Raw genomic sequence first — 14,906 nt, 5'->3', positions numbered from 1 at the left:
ATCACACCTACTTAATTAAAATATATTTATCGTCGAATTTTTTTGCCTTTGCAATAATATTTACACCAAATGGAAGGTCTATCCTTTCCATATATGTCTTTGCGTCCTCTTCTGATAGTGAAATCAATAGTCCTCCAGAAGTTTGTGGGTCAAATAAAAGATCTTCCATCTCTCTTTTAATTTTACCGTCTATTCTAAAATTATCTCCAACAAAAACTCTGTTGTCATAAGCACCTGCCGGAACAAGGCCCATCATCGCATAATCAAGTGCTCCTTTTAGCACAGGAAGTTTTTCTGTATAAATTTCTACTGTTACATCAGTATTTCTAAGCATTTCGTATACGTGGCCCATAAGTCCAAATCCTGTTATGTCTGTGCATGCGTGTACATCAAGGCCATCCATAGCGTCCTTTGCCTTCTTATTAAGAGTCTTCATAACTAAAACCGCCTCATCTAAGGAGTCTTTATCGCAGATGCCGCCCTTGACAGCTGTATTTATTATACCAAGTCCAAGAGGCTTAGTTAATATAAGCACGTCTCCATCCTTAACGCCAGTATTTCTAAGCACTTTATCAGGATGAACAAAACCTGTAACGCTCATGCCGTATTTAAGCTCGTCGTCTTGAACAGTGTGTCCACCTATAAGCAAGGCGCCTGCTTCCTTGACCTTGTCAAAACCACCCTTCAATATTAATTTTAATATATTTGGCGATAAACAATTTGGGAAGCATGAGATATTCATCGCAAGTATTGGCTCACCGCCCATGGCGTAAACGTCTGAAAGTGAATTTGCTGCTGCTATCTGACCAAATGTATATGGATCGTCAACTATTGGCGTAAAGAAGTCTAATGTTTCTATGATGGCTCTGTCCTCGCTAACCTTGTATACAGCTGCGTCATCACTTGTTTCTAGCCCTACCAATAGATTTGAATCTGGTGTACTTTTTTCTAGCCCTTTTAATATTTGATCTAAAACCTCCGGTTTTACTTTAGCCGCTCAACCAGATGTCTTAGCGAAACTTGTTAATTTTACATCTGCATCATTAATCATAAAATCACCTTCCATTTACACATATATAATCTTTCATATTTTTAAATTTATTTTCACCGATTCCATCTATGTTCATGACATCTTCAATCTTTTTAAACTTTTTCTTCTCTCTATAGTCAATAATTTTTTGCGCAGTCTTCTCGCCAACACCCGGTATTGAAGTTAGCTCAAATAAATCAGCCTTGTTAATGTTAATCTTCTTAGACTGTACAGCGCTTGCTGCATGACTTGTCTCATCTGTTTCATTAGCTTCACCTTTAGCAGGGACAATTATTCTCTCCTCATCAACTAGCTTTTCAGATAGATTGATTTGGTCTATGTCAGCATCTTCAGTAAGGCCGCCCGCTTCTTTCACAAGATCATCTATACGAGTACCAGACTTCATCTTATATACGCCAGGCTTTTTAATCTCGCCAGTGATGTGAGCATAAATATATGCATCAGCATCGTCACTTTCATCCAAAGAGTCTTTAGAGCCCGTATCAAAGGCCTTATCTACTTTTACATCTTTTTCATTTTGATTAAAAAAGTCTTTATTCATCATATTTATAAAGAATATTATTAGTAATATTATAAGAAATATTTTTATTCCTTTTTTGATTTTATCGATGTCCATAGAATCACCAAATATATTATAACACAAATTTGATAAAAATGAAACAACTTTATGAACTTTTATTCATAAAGCTTTATGATGCTTGCAATTGCTTATTCTTATATGCAGTCACTGTCCATTGTAAATATACTTTAGTTTTGCAACTTTACTAATAAAAAAGAAGCCGTTGTCTCACAGCTTCAGGAATATATTGATTGTCTTAATTTAATTCACTAGAAGAAAAAATAAGTTTCTTCTACAGTCACAGTATTCATTTTTCTTTGTCTTCTTATTTCTAGTCTTTTTCTTACCCATTTGAAAAATCCATTGTTCTTAAAATCTATCTTTTTATGAGTTATAACGCTATAAATTACATATACAAAATTATAAATAAAACCTATACCAAATATTATAGAAAAACACATAAATATAAAACAGCCTTTCATCATCAAGTAAATAAGTCTGAAAAACTTGTAAATCACCCATATAATAAATAATATAATCGCTTCAATCATAAAATGCTTTCATGTACCCCCAATACCCAATCATTATCACCATATTTATAATAACCTAAATATAGTTTCTGGTTATTATAAATTACTTGTATAGTGCTTGCGGCAAAATCTTTATCCTTTCTAGTTTTATATCCCTTATCTTTAAATATTTCGGCTATAGCTCTATAAGTTAATCCATCATTCTTAAGATTAAATACCTCTCTTACTATCTCAGCCTCCTCTGGTACTACTACAAGCTTACCACCTACAGACCTATATCCATAAGCAGGTCTACCACCACTATAGCCGCCATTAGAAGACTTAACCTCGCGTGCCGACATAGTTCTCTTTGTTATAGCAATTCTATCCATCTCTGCTGAAATTGATATAAAATCATTTAAGATATGAACATATTTTCTAAATTTGTGAAATCCCTTACAAACGCTTATTAGCTCTATGTCTTTTTTTAATAATGCGCTTTTGTAATAAAAGTAAATATTTATATCTCTGTCTATTATATCTGAATAAGCTACAATTACAGCCTCATAAGGCGGATTATTATTTTCATAAACTATTTCTTCTAATCCGCTTCTTTCTTCAACACGCGCATTACACTCATCTGAATACCATTTTAAAATATTTAACTCATATTTTTCGCAATAATTTATAATTTTTTCCTTTTGCTTTTCCAAACTATATTTATTTCTCTTATCTTGTTTGAAAATAAAATCACTAATATATGCAATCACATTTTTAGTCATTATTTACAGCTTCTTTTTCTTTAAAATATTTCATTAGTGATACTAAAACAAATTCACTAAGTGATCTATTATCTTCCCTAGAGAGCATTTCTAATTTTTCTTTAAATTCCTTAGGGCATCTAAACATAATTCTTTCACTTCTAACCATATTATTTTTCTTTACATATGCCATAGTAATCCTCCCTTCATACTTGCATGCTATAATTACTTTCTTATGTGATTATAGTATAGCATATAGTGTTTACAATATCAACAGATATTTAGTCTTTTTATTTTTAAGTTTGATTTTGTGATCACCACTTCTAGGCATCAATACTCCATAAGTCGTATTTCAAAAATCTTACCACAGCTTGCTTATACATATAAAAAAATAAAAATATTTAAAAAATAATTAATAGCCACTAGTTATGTTAATCATACTATGATATAATATAGTTGAAATTAGGTGACGAGAATAACAAAAGAAAGGAGTACAAAATGGACGAAAACATGACAGATAAACAGCTAACAACAATATTAAAAATGATAATTCAAATTATCAAAGACAGCGACAACAAAGAAGATGCAATCAAAAAAATAGAAGAGTTATTATAATAACTCTTCAAACAAGATTACAGGCTTAAGGAGTTCTTGCTCTCTTCCTAAGTCATACATATTATAGCGCACAAAAAGAGTAAAATCAAGAACATTTTCAGGAGGTGACAAAAGTGGAAGAATTAAGAAGCGAACTAATCCAAATTACAAGCACACCAAATATAAAAAAATTAGCACAAGAAAAAGCTAAAGATGAACTAAGAAGCTTATCAGATTATATTTATTTATTAATAATAAAAGACCTAAGAAAAGATGACAAGTACAAAGATAAAATATAATAAAAAACTATTGGCAAAACTCGAACCTTATGATGTTGCATACATGTAAAGATAAAAAAAGAACGCCCACAAGCAATGACCAAACCGCACAGGCGTCCTCAAAACAACAAACACATTTAAAAAGACTCTATCTTTTTAAGAGGTTGTATTTTTATAATACCACTTAAAAGATAAAAAGTCAAGGAAATTTTAGGAAGTAAAAAAGCGAAAGACAATAAAAAATCCTTAACGATTTTTGTTATTTACTAATAATAAAACTTTTTGATTATAAATAAGCATATAAAAACAGCTTGTAGTATATCTATTCTACAAGCTGTTTTATATCAATGGTGGAGATGAGGGGATTCGAACCCCTGTCCGAAAGCCCTTCCTAAAGAACTTCTCCGAGCGCAGCTTTTTATAAATTTTCACTAAGACCAATTTAAAAAGCAAAATAAAGTCTTAGCTAGCTTTAAGATAATCTTTTAACTTTTAAGCTTGGCTAAAAGATTTTCTCGTCTAAGTTGACCCAATATAAAGCCGTACGAGAAAACTCTATATTGAGAGATGCCTAACTAGGCAGCGTATGCAAAATTATTGTTTTCTGCGTTTATATTTTTTTGACAGATGTAACGTATCCATCGATCCGGCTCGCTATTCTAAATTCCAAACCCCCGTCGAAACCAAAATTCATCCCCGTACTTATTATTTTTACCCAGAATATCTCTAAATATAACTTTGATAATAATTTAAGGTGCGCTAGGCACCCTAAACTATATATCTTTTTGATAAATTCTATATGTTATGTTAATTTTTGCTCCAAAGCTTTCAACGTCGTTCATCATATCTCTGTTGTACTCCCAAATTGTTGATCCTTCAAGCTCTGTATAACCCTTCTTTAGTGCATTAAGATAAGTTTTTAAGTACATTACGCTTGTAACGCCTTTTTTTCTATACTCTGGCACTACAAATAAAACGAAAAATCTAATTCTATTGATCTTTCTCTTATAATACAAGAATTTTAAAAATCCAAATGGGAACATTTTTCCATTCATCTTTTTAATTGCTTGATTATAATCTGGAAGTGTTATATTGAAGCCGATTGGCTCGTTTGTTTTATTGTCTCTCGCTATAAATATAAGATCTGAATCGGCAAATGGTACTAGCTGCTTAACTATCTTTCTTATCTCTTCTTCTCTTGGTGGAGCAAAGTCGTCCCACTCACGTGGCAGTGCTCTTTCTAGAACGTTCATAATATCCATGGCGTCCTTATCTACATTAGAAAGATCAATATTATCCACTCTAAAATCAAATTTCTTCATTGCATAAGGAACTAGCTTTTCATATCTCTCTATATCGGCATTTCCAATGGTGTCCTTGTATGCATAGCAGTCAAAATACTTTTCAAATCCATACTTTATAAAAAAGTCATTATAATATTTTTTATTGTATGTGTTCATGATAAATGGCTGTGCATCAAAATTATCTACGATAAAACCTCTGTTGTCCTCGCCGCCTGGAAGTGATAGAGGCCCCTTGACCTTTGTCATGCCATGAGATTTTAAAAATTCTATCGCCTTATCAAGAAGTTTTTCAGCGTACTCATAATTTTCCACGCACTCAAACAAAGAGATGTACCCTTCTTTAAAGCCGTGATAATTATTAATAATATTATTCACACCAACTAAAAGTCTTCCAACTACTTTATCATCATCATAACAGATGTACTTAGCATTTGGTCCGGCTTCATTTAGGTCGTTGTCAACACCTTGAACGTACTTAATATAGTCACTTCTTAGTGGCGGAACAAAATTTTTATCTCCTTTATAATTTTCATAAATAAAATCTACGAAATCATTTAGTGTTTTTTTGTCATTGACTTCTTTTATACTTATCAATGCAAGCACCTCTCTTTTAAATATTCATAAACATCTTGGCTTAAGTATTTTTTAATGCTTTCAAAATCAGTTTCTATGCCTTCTCTAAGCTTTGATGCGCTTATATACTCGTCATTTATCTTTTTTCTCTCAATAAATTCGCTCTCAACACCATATTCAAAAAGTATCTTCTTCATCATCTCATTGTATTTTTCAGTAACTTTGTCAATGGGTTCTGTGCCAAAATATCTTTTTTTTATATTTAAGTCCTTAGCTATGCGCTTTGCAAATATCTTTGCGTCAAGCTCTGTATATACCTTGAGTTTATCTGTATCCTTCTTTAAAAAATATGTTGGGAATGTCGCTCTTGAAATAATGTAAGGGCCTGATTTATACACATGTACACGGCCATTATTATGATAATGATTTTTAACTATCTCATATCTATCCTTAGTACTAAAGTATGATGCATCCTCTTCTAAAACGAAAATTATTAAGTCACGAGCCTCTTCTAAGGCTTTATCTACTAGATATTCGTGACCAAGTGTGAGTGGATTTGCATTCATGACGATTGCGCTATATTCATCTTTATCAAGGTCTTTCTTAATATTTTGAATCCAATCAGCATATTTAAAGAAGCCGCCTTCTAATAGCACGACATCTTCAGTTTTTTCAATAACATCCATGGATAATGAAGTGAAAATGTTTTCATTTTTTGCCTTGGTGAACACAAAATAAGTTCTGTATCCCTTGGAAATGATGTCTTCAAGCGCACTATTGATCAGCTCTATGGCTAGTCCTTCGCCTTGATACGCTTCATCGATGTAGAAGAATTTGATTAGATTCTTCTTTACTGATACTGTTGCGATTATATCACCAGCATCTCTTATAACGTAGCTCGCATCAACATCTTCATAGATAACTTCTTTATCTAATAAAAATTCTTCAAGAGCCTTTTCGCTCGATGAGCCTTTAATTATTTTATCTACATAAAACATAGCTAATCCAATATAACGCCGCCGCCTACAACAGTTCTGCCATCGTATACAACTAGGCTTTGTGAAAGAGTTATAGCTCTTTGTGGCTCTTCAAAAGTAACCGTGTAAGTACCGTCTTCATTTTTCTTTATTTTTGCTTTTTCATCATTCGATCTATATCTAACTTTTGCTGTATATACCTTATCTTCATCAATCTCATCGATTGAAATCCAGTTTACGTCTTTAATTATAGCAGTCTTTTTAAATAAATCCTCTTCTGGCCCAAGAATAATCTCGTTATGGATTGGATCTATCTTAGTCACAAAAGCTCTTTGACCTAAAGCAACATTTAGTCCACGCCTTTGGCCTATTGTGTAGTTCCTAATACCATCGTGCTCACCTAAAACTTTACCACTTTTATCTTTAATAAGACCCTTCTTGCTAATATTTTCTGAATATTTATTTAAAAATGCCTTATAATCATCATTTGCAATAAAGCAAATCTCTTGCGAATCCTTCTTATTATAAACAGGTATGCCGGCTTCCTTGGCAATGGCTCTAGTTTTATCCTTGTCCATAGCACCAACAGGGAATATCGCGTCTTTTAATTGATTTTGCTTGATATTATATAAAAAATAGCTTTGGTCTTTTCTGATGTTTGAAGATTTTTCTAGATAATGAATGCCATTTTCTTCATATTTTTCAACATAATGACCAGTTGCAATAAAATCAGCATCAAAATTTTTCATCTCATCGTGAAATCTTTTGAACTTGATATTTTTATTACAAAAGATACAAGGGTTTGGCGTATGGCCTAACTCGTACTCGCGGATGAATGGCTCAATGACCTTCTCTTTGAAATCTTCCTTGTAATCAACCACGTGATGTTCTATGCCAAGGAAGTCAGATACTCTCTTTGCGTCCTCTATCATCTTTGTGTAATTGTCTTTAATAATATCGTCGCACAAGTTAAATGTGATAGCTACTACATCGTATCCTTGCTTTTTTAGTAAATATGCGCTGACGGAGCTATCTACCCCGCCCGATAAAGCTATTAAAACTCTCTTCAAACTATTTCGTCTCTCTTTCTATCAAATCAACTAAATCTTTAGCTAATCTTTTCAATTCATCTTCATCCTCACCTTCAAGCATGACCCTTAGAAGCGGCTCAGTGCCTGATGGTCTGATGACTACCCTCATGTCGGGGTTATTCTTTGTTAAATCATCTATAGCGTTTTTAACGCTTTCAATCTCTAAAACTTTATTTTTTATTTCGTTAGTAACTTTTGCGTTTAAAAGTACTTGTGGATATGTTTTCATAAGTCCGTTTAATTCAGCGGCTGTCTTTTTAAGCTCTACCATGGAATTTATTAAAAATATCGCACTTAAAAGACCATCTCCAGTATTTTGATAATCCTTTAATATTATATGACCCGATTGTTCGCCGCCAAGTGATAATTCATCCTTAATTAATTCAGCTAGTACATATCTATCGCCAACGCTAGTCACATCAAGCTCTACGCCAATAGTATCAAGATACTTCTTTAGGCCAATGTTTGACATGATAGTCGCAACAAGTTTATTCTTCTTAAGCTTATCATGTTTTTTCAAATATGTCGCAAGCGCTGCTAATATATGGTCTCCGTCCATAATCTTGCCTTCATTATCAACTACTAATAATCTATCCGCATCGCCGTCAAAGGCTATGCCTATATCTGCCTTATTGTTTTTGACAGTTTCTGTAAGTGATTCCAGATGAGTTGAACCACAGTTTTTATTGATGTTTCTGCCGTTTGGCTCGTCGTGAATGTATATCATCTCAGCGCCTGATGCGTTTAAAACTTCTTTCGCAGTCACATAGTTTGCTCCATTTGACATATCGCAAACAATTTTAAGGCCGCTGTAGTCCTTCATAAGCGTGCGTAAATAGCTTACGTACTCAGTTTTATCAATCTCATCAGTGATGAAATTACCAAAGCGTTCTGGCTTTTTTAGCTCTTTGTCATTTAGCATATTCGTTTCAATCGCTTCTTCAACTTCGTCAGCTAGCTTGTAGCCGTCCTTGTTAAAAACCTTTATGCCGTTGTATTCATAAGGGTTATGAGATGCTGAGACAACGATGCCGAATAAAGAATCGTTTTTGCTAATGATGTAGCTTGCTTCTGGCGTCGATGTTACGTTTAAATCATATACATCAAGTCCCATAGATGTGATGGCTGCTGCAAGCGATAGTTTTATCATGTCCTTTGACTCTCTTGTGTCACTCGCTATAAAAACTTTTTTGCCCTCACCGCCAATAAAGTAGTCTGCTATATATTTACCTAATTTGTATGAAAATTCACTAGTTAAAAACTCGCCAGCGACGCCTCTAACGCCGTCTGTACCAAATAATTTCTTCATTATTCTTCCTCCATATATTCTTTAAGAAGTGGGAGCAAAGTTTCTCTGTCGTTCTCAAGCTCGCCTAAACTCACCATTTCTTTAATTTTTCCAAGTGCGTGTGCAAATTTTTTGCCTGGCGCATAGCCCATCGCAATCAAATCATCGCCGCTAACAGCAAGTTTCAGCTCGCCGCTTTTATCAAGACTATCTTCAATCTCTTTTATGTAAGTCTCGAATTTTGCGATATTATCAAGTTCTCTGCCAGGTCTAGTCGCAATAGTATCTGCTCTAATTAAATCAAGATAGCGATAGATATTGTCCTTGCCATAATAATTATAAAGCCTTCTCACAGCCTTGATGCCAAAGTTCGGATCCTGCTTCATGTGCTTTAAAATAAGGTCATGAACCAAATTTATAGTCTTCTTATCATAATTAAATTTTTTTAAAATATCTACTGCCATCTCGGCGCCGACCTTGTCGTGATCGTAGTAGTGCGAGATGTCCCCATCTTCAGAGCGTGTCAATGGTTTTGCAACGTCATGAAATAAAGCTGCAAGACGCGTCGGCAAATCTTTTTCAGTCGCTTCAACTGCCTTCATCGTATGAGTAAATAAATCGTAGCTATGATAAGGATTGTTTTGGTCGTAGTCAAATTCATTGTCAATCTCAGGAAGCACTTCCTTCAAAATGCCCAGCTCGTGCATAAGAGTAAAAGCGTATTGGGCATTGTCAAGAAGCAAAATCTTGTTGAATTCTTCACGAAATTTGTCCTTCGAAAGAGTTTTTATGAAAGGCGCATATTTTTTCGCTGCCTTAAAAGTCTCTTCCTCTATCTCAAAACCTAGCTTCGCCGCAAAGCGCACTAAACGCAGTATTCTCAAGTAGTCCTTAGCAAAACTTTCATAAGGATCAATCACCGTTCTTAAAATTTTCGCATCAAGATCCTTTTTTGACTGAAGAAAATCATAAATATTTTTATTCTCATCCATTAGCATGGTGTTTATGGTGAAGTCGCGCCTAATAAGGTCTTCTTTGACATCACTCGTAAAACTTAAAGTGCTCGGGTGCCTTCCATCAGCGTAATCATCCTCACGCCTAAAAGTAGTTATCTCAATCGCATTCTCGCCCTTAATCTTGACAGAGCCATATTTCATAAATTTAGTATCAAGCTCATAATCACTTAAAAGATTTATTATCTCATCAGGCCTCTTTGCCGTGCAAATGTCTATGTCGTAGACATCCTTGCATAGCAAATAGTCCCTCACAGCACCTCCAACAATGTATGAGGAACTTCCTAATCTTTTCAAGATATCAATAGCGTAATCTAAATTTTCCATAATATACAATAAATTATATCATATTCATAAGAAAAAATCAAAAATATGTAAAAGAAAAACAGCCACATAATGTAGCTGTTAATCCATTATAAAATTTCTTTTAATTTTTCGCTTTCGTATAAACAATAATCCTCTACTCTATCGACTTCATAATCAAATTCATCTATAAGTTTTTCAAGAGCTTCTCTATTTTTAATCGAAGTGGCTAAACTATTGCCACAGGATGAAGAAAGATCTCTCGGTGTTGGTATTATCAGCGATTCAATGCCAATCTCTTTGAGTTTATTATTTAGCATAAGGCACGATGATATTGAATAAAATGTTACTATGACAACATTATTTTGTTGCTGTGATTTCAAAATCTTCTCCACTTTCCTTAACTGCTACTTTGTAGCCAGCATTTTCAAGAAATCTCGATACATTTTCTTTAGCAACTTCTATATCAACTAGTACTGTGATGCTTTTTGTGCCTTTATCAGCTTCATTTTTTGTTAATATAACTGGTTCTGGACAAGAAAGTCCTCTTGCATCTATAACATTATTTGCCATTGTGAGCTCCTTTCTTTCTTTCAGCTATGATGTAGCAAGCAGCGATAGCTACTAGTACAAGTCCAACTATGACAGCTACTCTTCCTGATGGTGTAGTGCCTTTACCTGATGAAGCTAGGTTGAAGTTGTGTGATGCAGCAGCTCCGCAGATAAGACCGATAACTGTCATGAATGCGTCTGTGTCGCCTTGTGAAGCAAGTATTGTTTGTCTGATTGGGCAACCGCCTAATAAAACTGCTGTTAATCCAACTAAGCCCATTGACAAGAAGTTCCATAAGTGTTCTGAGTGAGCGATCGGTTGTTCAGCAAAACCTAGTTTGAATTGTCCTAAAGCCATGTTTAATACAGCGTTTGCAAGAACTATACCAATGATGCCATATAAAAAATGGTAGTCTTTAATTAAAACTGCATCTCTAAAGCCAGCTGCTGTACAAAGTCTTGTTCTTTGTAAGATAGCTCCAACTATAAGTCCAGCTGCTAATGACATCGCAAATGGTGCGTGCATTGAGCCAGGTCCCTTTGCTGAGAGGTTTATAAACATAGGTTTAGCTAGTGCTAGAACTAAAAGGATTACAGCAAATATTGGCATAATAAGTCCTGATAATTTTGATTGATCATGGTTTCTACCAAGTGAATAACCTTTTTTAATAAATAAAATACCTACTAATATACCACCTATAAAGCCTAGTAAACCAACTACAGCGTTTAGGTCTCCAGCGCCAATTCTTAGAAGCATTCTAAGTGGGCAGCCTAAGAATACTAGAGCGCCTATCATCATTAAGAAGCCGTAAACGAAACGAAGTGCTGGGTTTGAGCCACCCTTTGCTCTAAATTCGCCTGTAGCCATGGAAATGATAAAAGCTCCTAATATAAAACCGATAATTTCTGGTCTTATATATTGAACTCCCTTTGCTCCGTGTAAGCCTAAAGCTCCAGCTATGTCTCTAAAGAAACATGCAACGCAGATACCCATGTTGCCAGGGTTGCCGAAGTGCATTAATAAGGCTCCGATTATACCGATAATGGCGCCTCCAATAAAGATCATTAAGTTTTGTTTTTTCTTCATAATATTCCTCCTTTGTATGAGTATATCATAATTATAAGACTTTTTCGTTATTATAAGAAAATTTTATAGTTTAAGTCTTTATTATAAAAAATTATTATTAAAAATATTTATAATAAAGCCTCTAAGTATTAAATTATTTTATACTTATTGAATATGGCTTCTTAATGAGATATAATCAAATTAACTATATTAAGTGAGGTGTATTATGCATTACATAGGAATTGACATAGGATCAACCGCTTCTAAAGCTGTTATCCTAGACGAAGAAAAAAAGAACATATTGCACGAAAAAATTATGCCGAGCGGCTGGAATAGTAAAGAAACTGGTGAAGAGATTAAAAGATGGATCAAATCACTAGGATACGGCGAAGATGATGTTAAAATCACTGCGACTGGCTACGGCAGAATCAGTGTGCCTTATGCTGACAGAACTGTTACCGAAATTACGTGCCACGCAAAAGGAGCTCACTTCTTAAATCCTGAGGACATGACAGTTATCGATATCGGTGGACAAGATACTAAAGTAATTATTGTGCAAAACTCAAACGTTATGGATTTTATCATGAATGACAAGTGCTCAGCAGGTACTGGAAAGTTCTTAGAAGTCATGGCTAATAGACTTGGACTTTCATTGCAAGAAATGTTTGAATTTGCTAAAAGAGGCCAATCTGTTAACATATCATCTGTTTGTACAGTATTTGCCGAATCAGAAGTAATTTCACTTATGGGCAAAGGAACTCCTCGTGAAGACATCGCAAGAGGCGTTGTTGACTCAATAGTTAAGAAAGTAGCTGCACTTGCCAATAGAAAAAATGCTTCAAACAATTATTTCTTAACTGGTGGTTTCTGTGACTCAGAATTTACAGTTGAACTACTTAGCCAAAAACTTGGTGGACCAGTAAAAACTCATAAAGACGCAAGATTTGCTGGAGCCATAGGCGCTGCACTACTCGCAAAATAATGATAGACGTAGAATTCTTTAAAGAATTAAGGCGTAATGCCTATGTCGAAGCCGTCACTTTTAAGATGAGCGAGAATAACGTCATTGGCTACTTTGCCAAAGACATCGACGAAGCATTTTTAATGAGCTACGGCCTCGTTCCCTACCCAATCGAATCGACTGACACTGAGATTTTACAATATGGCGAGTATAACACCTGCGATATGATAAGCACGACTACCATTTACATGACTACAAAAAAGTGTCCACTCATCTATTCATCAAAAATTTTTCTTATTGAAGATATTTGTAAAAAATTTACAGAAGTCTTTAGTGCTAATTGCGATAGATATATTTATGAATATAGTGGTGATATTGCAGGAACAGACATTGACGGCATAATAAAATCTGTTTATGGATTTAATTTTGACGAGAAAAAATATAAAGAATATAAAAAAACATTTTCTAAAATCGATGAACTTTTAGAGACGATAGAAAAAAAGATTGAGCCGTATGAGTATAACATTGTTAAATACTATATTAGATATGTGGCTGAACCTCAAAAAAGGGTTAAAATCTTAGAAAAGGTTTTAGAGGATAATATTAACGGCATTAATAAAACTAAATATAAATGTATTAATGTAGCCTGTCCAGAAATAATTCTGGATACATTAAAGAGCCCAATTTGTGAGAGCTACAAAAAAATCGATCTAGCTCCCAAGGGCTGTATATTAAAAGGAGGACAAAATGGATAAGAATCATGAAATGTGGAACAAACTAGGCATGGACGTTGAAAAACATGATATGCTATGTGAAGTTTTACCAGGAGCTTTTGGAGACGTATTCCTAAGCCAAGAAAACAGACCAAAGGGTATGGACTACTGGAACATGGTAGTTGGCGATATCCACGGTATTAGACCAGCTGAATTAATCGAACATCAAAAAAACGGTGGCAAAGTAGTTGGAACATTCTGTATACACGTACCAGATGAAGTGCCTATAGCTGCAGGAGCAATAGTTACAGGACTTTGCAGTGGATCACAATTCTGGGTACCAGGAGGAGAAAAGAAGCTTCCTACAGCAACTTGCCCACTAATCAAAGCATCACTAGGTGCAAGATTTGATAGAACTTGCCCATTCTTCAGAATAGCCGACTTATTCGTTGGTGAAACAACTTGTGACGGTAAGAAAAAAGCTTGGGAAATACTTGCAGAAGACGCACCAATGTTTATCATGGACATACCTCAAATGAAAAGAGACGAAGACTTCGAAAAATGGGAAGCAGAAATAAAACGCTACATCAAGAGAATCGAAGAACTAACAGGTAACAAAGTTACTGAAGAAGGTCTAAGAAAGGCTATACATATTGTCAACAATAAAAGAAAAGCATTAAAGAGACTTAATGAATTTAGAAAGAACGATTTAGTTCCAATAAGCGGTAAAGACGTTTTAATTATCACTCAAGTTGCTTTCTATGACGATCCAGAAAGAACTACACAAATGATTAATAAGCTTTGTGACGAACTTGAAGAAAGAGTTAAGAATAAAGTGTCAGTTTACAAACCAGGCGCAAAGAGAATACTTCTTACAGGTACACCACTTTCAATACCTAACTGGAAGATGCACCACATCATCGAATCACTAGGCGCAGCTGTTGTTTGTGAAGAAATGTGTACAGGAATTCGTTACAGCTACAAACTTGTTGAAGAAGATGATGGCGCTGATATGGATACTATGGTTCATAATCTTGCACAAAGATACCTTGGCAGCATTAACTGCGCTTGCTTCACACCAAACCATGCAAGAATCGACGATATCGTAAGACTAGCTAAAGAATATAAGGCAGACGGCGTTATCGACCTTAACCTTAAGTTCTGTAACCTATATGACACAGAAGGCTACTTCGTAGAAAAAGAACTTAACAAGCTAGGTATACCAGTTATGGGCATAGAAACAGACTACACAGATGAAGACGCAGAACAATTAAAGACAAGAATCGGTGCCTTCATAGAAATGCTTGACTAAT

17 protein-coding genes and 1 other RNA gene are annotated in these 14,906 nt (G+C 34.6%); 4 read left to right on the top strand and 14 right to left on the bottom strand.

The genetic code is table 11. The annotated features are described in order from the left end of the window. Nucleotides 1-7 precede the first annotated feature (7 nt). From selD to M1R53_RS02550, 5 genes are all read right to left on the bottom strand, one after another. Nucleotides 8-1,051, bottom strand: a complete 1,044-nt coding sequence (gene selD / locus M1R53_RS02570) for a selenide, water dikinase SelD (protein WP_249242963.1) — start codon at nt 1,049-1,051, stop codon at nt 8-10. Nucleotides 1,052-1,055: 4 nt separating this feature from the next. Next, nucleotides 1,056-1,667, bottom strand: a complete 612-nt coding sequence (locus tag M1R53_RS02565) for a DUF655 domain-containing protein (protein WP_249242962.1) — start codon at nt 1,665-1,667, stop codon at nt 1,056-1,058. Between the two features lie 212 nt (nt 1,668-1,879). Continuing rightward, nucleotides 1,880-2,161: a hypothetical protein gene (locus M1R53_RS02560; protein WP_249242961.1), complete on the bottom strand. Its 282-nt coding sequence runs from the start codon at nt 2,159-2,161 to the stop codon at nt 1,880-1,882. After that, nucleotides 2,158-2,901, bottom strand: a complete 744-nt coding sequence (locus M1R53_RS02555) for a recombinase family protein (RefSeq protein ID WP_249242960.1) — start codon at nt 2,899-2,901, stop codon at nt 2,158-2,160. Before M1R53_RS02555 ends, M1R53_RS02560 begins: the two co-directional genes overlap by 4 nt. Then, nucleotides 2,894-3,073 carry a hypothetical protein gene (locus tag M1R53_RS02550; RefSeq protein WP_249242959.1) on the bottom strand — a complete coding sequence of 60 codons (180 nt, stop codon included), beginning with the start codon at nt 3,071-3,073 and terminating at the stop codon, nt 2,894-2,896. Before M1R53_RS02550 ends, M1R53_RS02555 begins: the two co-directional genes overlap by 8 nt. Before the next feature lie 535 nt (nt 3,074-3,608). Between M1R53_RS02550 and M1R53_RS02545 the strand changes: the two genes are divergently transcribed. Then, a complete protein-coding gene (locus M1R53_RS02545; RefSeq protein ID WP_249242958.1) occupies nt 3,609-3,773 on the top strand; it encodes a hypothetical protein in 165 nt (54 codons plus the stop codon). Nucleotides 3,774-4,100: 327 nt separating this feature from the next. Here M1R53_RS02545 and ssrA read toward each other — a convergent pair. The 9 genes from ssrA to yedE all read right to left on the bottom strand — a co-directional run bounded on the left by ssrA (nt 4,101) and on the right by yedE (nt 11,940). Next, nucleotides 4,101-4,450: a transfer-messenger RNA gene (gene ssrA, locus M1R53_RS02540) on the bottom strand. A 75-nt stretch (nt 4,451-4,525) separates the two neighbouring features. Then, nucleotides 4,526-5,659, bottom strand: coding sequence for a hypothetical protein (locus tag M1R53_RS02535; RefSeq protein ID WP_249242957.1), 1,134 nt, complete (start codon nt 5,657-5,659; stop codon nt 4,526-4,528). Beyond that, the gene (locus tag M1R53_RS02530) at nt 5,647-6,627 is read right to left on the bottom strand and encodes a GNAT family N-acetyltransferase (RefSeq protein ID WP_249242956.1); all 981 of its coding nucleotides are present in this window, start codon (nt 6,625-6,627) and stop codon (nt 5,647-5,649) included. Before M1R53_RS02530 ends, M1R53_RS02535 begins: the two co-directional genes overlap by 13 nt. Nucleotides 6,628-6,629: 2 nt before the next feature. Beyond that, a complete protein-coding gene (gene mnmA / locus M1R53_RS02525; protein ID WP_249242955.1) occupies nt 6,630-7,676 on the bottom strand; it encodes a tRNA 2-thiouridine(34) synthase MnmA in 1,047 nt (348 codons plus the stop codon). A 1-nt stretch (nt 7,677) separates the two neighbouring features. Next, nucleotides 7,678-9,006: a phosphoglucosamine mutase gene (gene glmM / locus M1R53_RS02520; RefSeq protein WP_249242954.1), complete on the bottom strand. Its 1,329-nt coding sequence runs from the start codon at nt 9,004-9,006 to the stop codon at nt 7,678-7,680. Then, the gene (locus tag M1R53_RS02515; protein WP_283162608.1) at nt 9,006-10,325 is read right to left on the bottom strand and encodes a CCA tRNA nucleotidyltransferase; all 1,320 of its coding nucleotides are present in this window, start codon (nt 10,323-10,325) and stop codon (nt 9,006-9,008) included. The genes glmM and M1R53_RS02515 overlap by 1 nt, the downstream gene beginning before the upstream one ends. Nucleotides 10,326-10,411: 86 nt before the next feature. After that, on the bottom strand, nt 10,412-10,684 hold the full coding sequence (locus M1R53_RS02510; protein ID WP_249242952.1) for a putative Se/S carrier protein: 273 nt from the start codon (nt 10,682-10,684) through the stop codon (nt 10,412-10,414). After that, nucleotides 10,662-10,874, bottom strand: a complete 213-nt coding sequence (locus tag M1R53_RS02505; protein WP_070598661.1) for a sulfurtransferase TusA family protein — start codon at nt 10,872-10,874, stop codon at nt 10,662-10,664. Before M1R53_RS02505 ends, M1R53_RS02510 begins: the two co-directional genes overlap by 23 nt. Then, complete coding sequence (gene yedE / locus M1R53_RS02500; protein ID WP_249242951.1) at nt 10,864-11,940, bottom strand: YedE family putative selenium transporter; 1,077 nt, start codon at nt 11,938-11,940, stop codon at nt 10,864-10,866. Before yedE ends, M1R53_RS02505 begins: the two co-directional genes overlap by 11 nt. Before the next feature lie 205 nt (nt 11,941-12,145). On the opposite strand from yedE, the gene M1R53_RS02495 reads away from it, so the two are divergent. Genes M1R53_RS02495 through M1R53_RS02485 form a run of 3 tightly spaced genes read left to right on the top strand, consistent with a single transcriptional unit; the run spans nt 12,146 to nt 14,905 of the window. Beyond that, a complete protein-coding gene (locus tag M1R53_RS02495; RefSeq protein WP_249242950.1) occupies nt 12,146-12,901 on the top strand; it encodes an acyl-CoA dehydratase activase in 756 nt (251 codons plus the stop codon). Next, on the top strand, nt 12,901-13,635 hold the full coding sequence (locus tag M1R53_RS02490; RefSeq protein WP_249242949.1) for a hypothetical protein: 735 nt from the start codon (nt 12,901-12,903) through the stop codon (nt 13,633-13,635). The genes M1R53_RS02495 and M1R53_RS02490 overlap by 1 nt, the downstream gene beginning before the upstream one ends. Further along, a complete protein-coding gene (locus tag M1R53_RS02485; protein WP_249242948.1) occupies nt 13,628-14,905 on the top strand; it encodes a double-cubane-cluster-containing anaerobic reductase in 1,278 nt (425 codons plus the stop codon). Before M1R53_RS02490 ends, M1R53_RS02485 begins: the two co-directional genes overlap by 8 nt. The last annotated feature ends 1 nt before the right edge of the window (nt 14,906 follow it).

The organism is Fenollaria massiliensis (assembly GCF_023347705.1).
Classification (GTDB): Bacteria; Bacillota; Clostridia; order Tissierellales; family Peptoniphilaceae; genus Fenollaria; species Fenollaria massiliensis.
Note: the sequence above shows the minus strand (reverse complement) of the source record. Positions and strands in the feature narration are given on the sequence as shown.

Bases quoted from the DNA above. Each gene is read 5' to 3' on its own strand.
- M1R53_RS02515 (WP_283162608.1), bottom strand. From the start codon at position 10,325: ATGGAAAATTTAGATTACGCTATTGATATCTTGAAAAGATTAGGAAGT.
- M1R53_RS02565 (WP_249242962.1), bottom strand. From the start codon at position 1,667: ATGGACATCGATAAAATCAAAAAAGGAATAAAAATATTTCTTATAATA.
- M1R53_RS02560 (WP_249242961.1), bottom strand. From the start codon at position 2,161: ATGATTGAAGCGATTATATTATTTATTATATGGGTGATTTACAAGTTT.
- M1R53_RS02490 (WP_249242949.1), top strand. From the start codon at position 12,901: ATGATAGACGTAGAATTCTTTAAAGAATTAAGGCGTAATGCCTATGTC.
- yedE (WP_249242951.1), bottom strand. From the start codon at position 11,940: ATGAAGAAAAAACAAAACTTAATGATCTTTATTGGAGGCGCCATTATC.
- glmM (WP_249242954.1), bottom strand. From the start codon at position 9,006: ATGAAGAAATTATTTGGTACAGACGGCGTTAGAGGCGTCGCTGGCGAG.
- M1R53_RS02530 (WP_249242956.1), bottom strand. From the start codon at position 6,627: ATGTTTTATGTAGATAAAATAATTAAAGGCTCATCGAGCGAAAAGGCT.
- M1R53_RS02495 (WP_249242950.1), top strand. From the start codon at position 12,146: ATGCATTACATAGGAATTGACATAGGATCAACCGCTTCTAAAGCTGTT.
- M1R53_RS02505 (WP_070598661.1), bottom strand. From the start codon at position 10,874: ATGGCAAATAATGTTATAGATGCAAGAGGACTTTCTTGTCCAGAACCA.
- M1R53_RS02485 (WP_249242948.1), top strand. From the start codon at position 13,628: ATGGATAAGAATCATGAAATGTGGAACAAACTAGGCATGGACGTTGAA.
- M1R53_RS02550 (WP_249242959.1), bottom strand. From the start codon at position 3,073: ATGGCATATGTAAAGAAAAATAATATGGTTAGAAGTGAAAGAATTATG.
- M1R53_RS02555 (WP_249242960.1), bottom strand. From the start codon at position 2,901: ATGACTAAAAATGTGATTGCATATATTAGTGATTTTATTTTCAAACAA.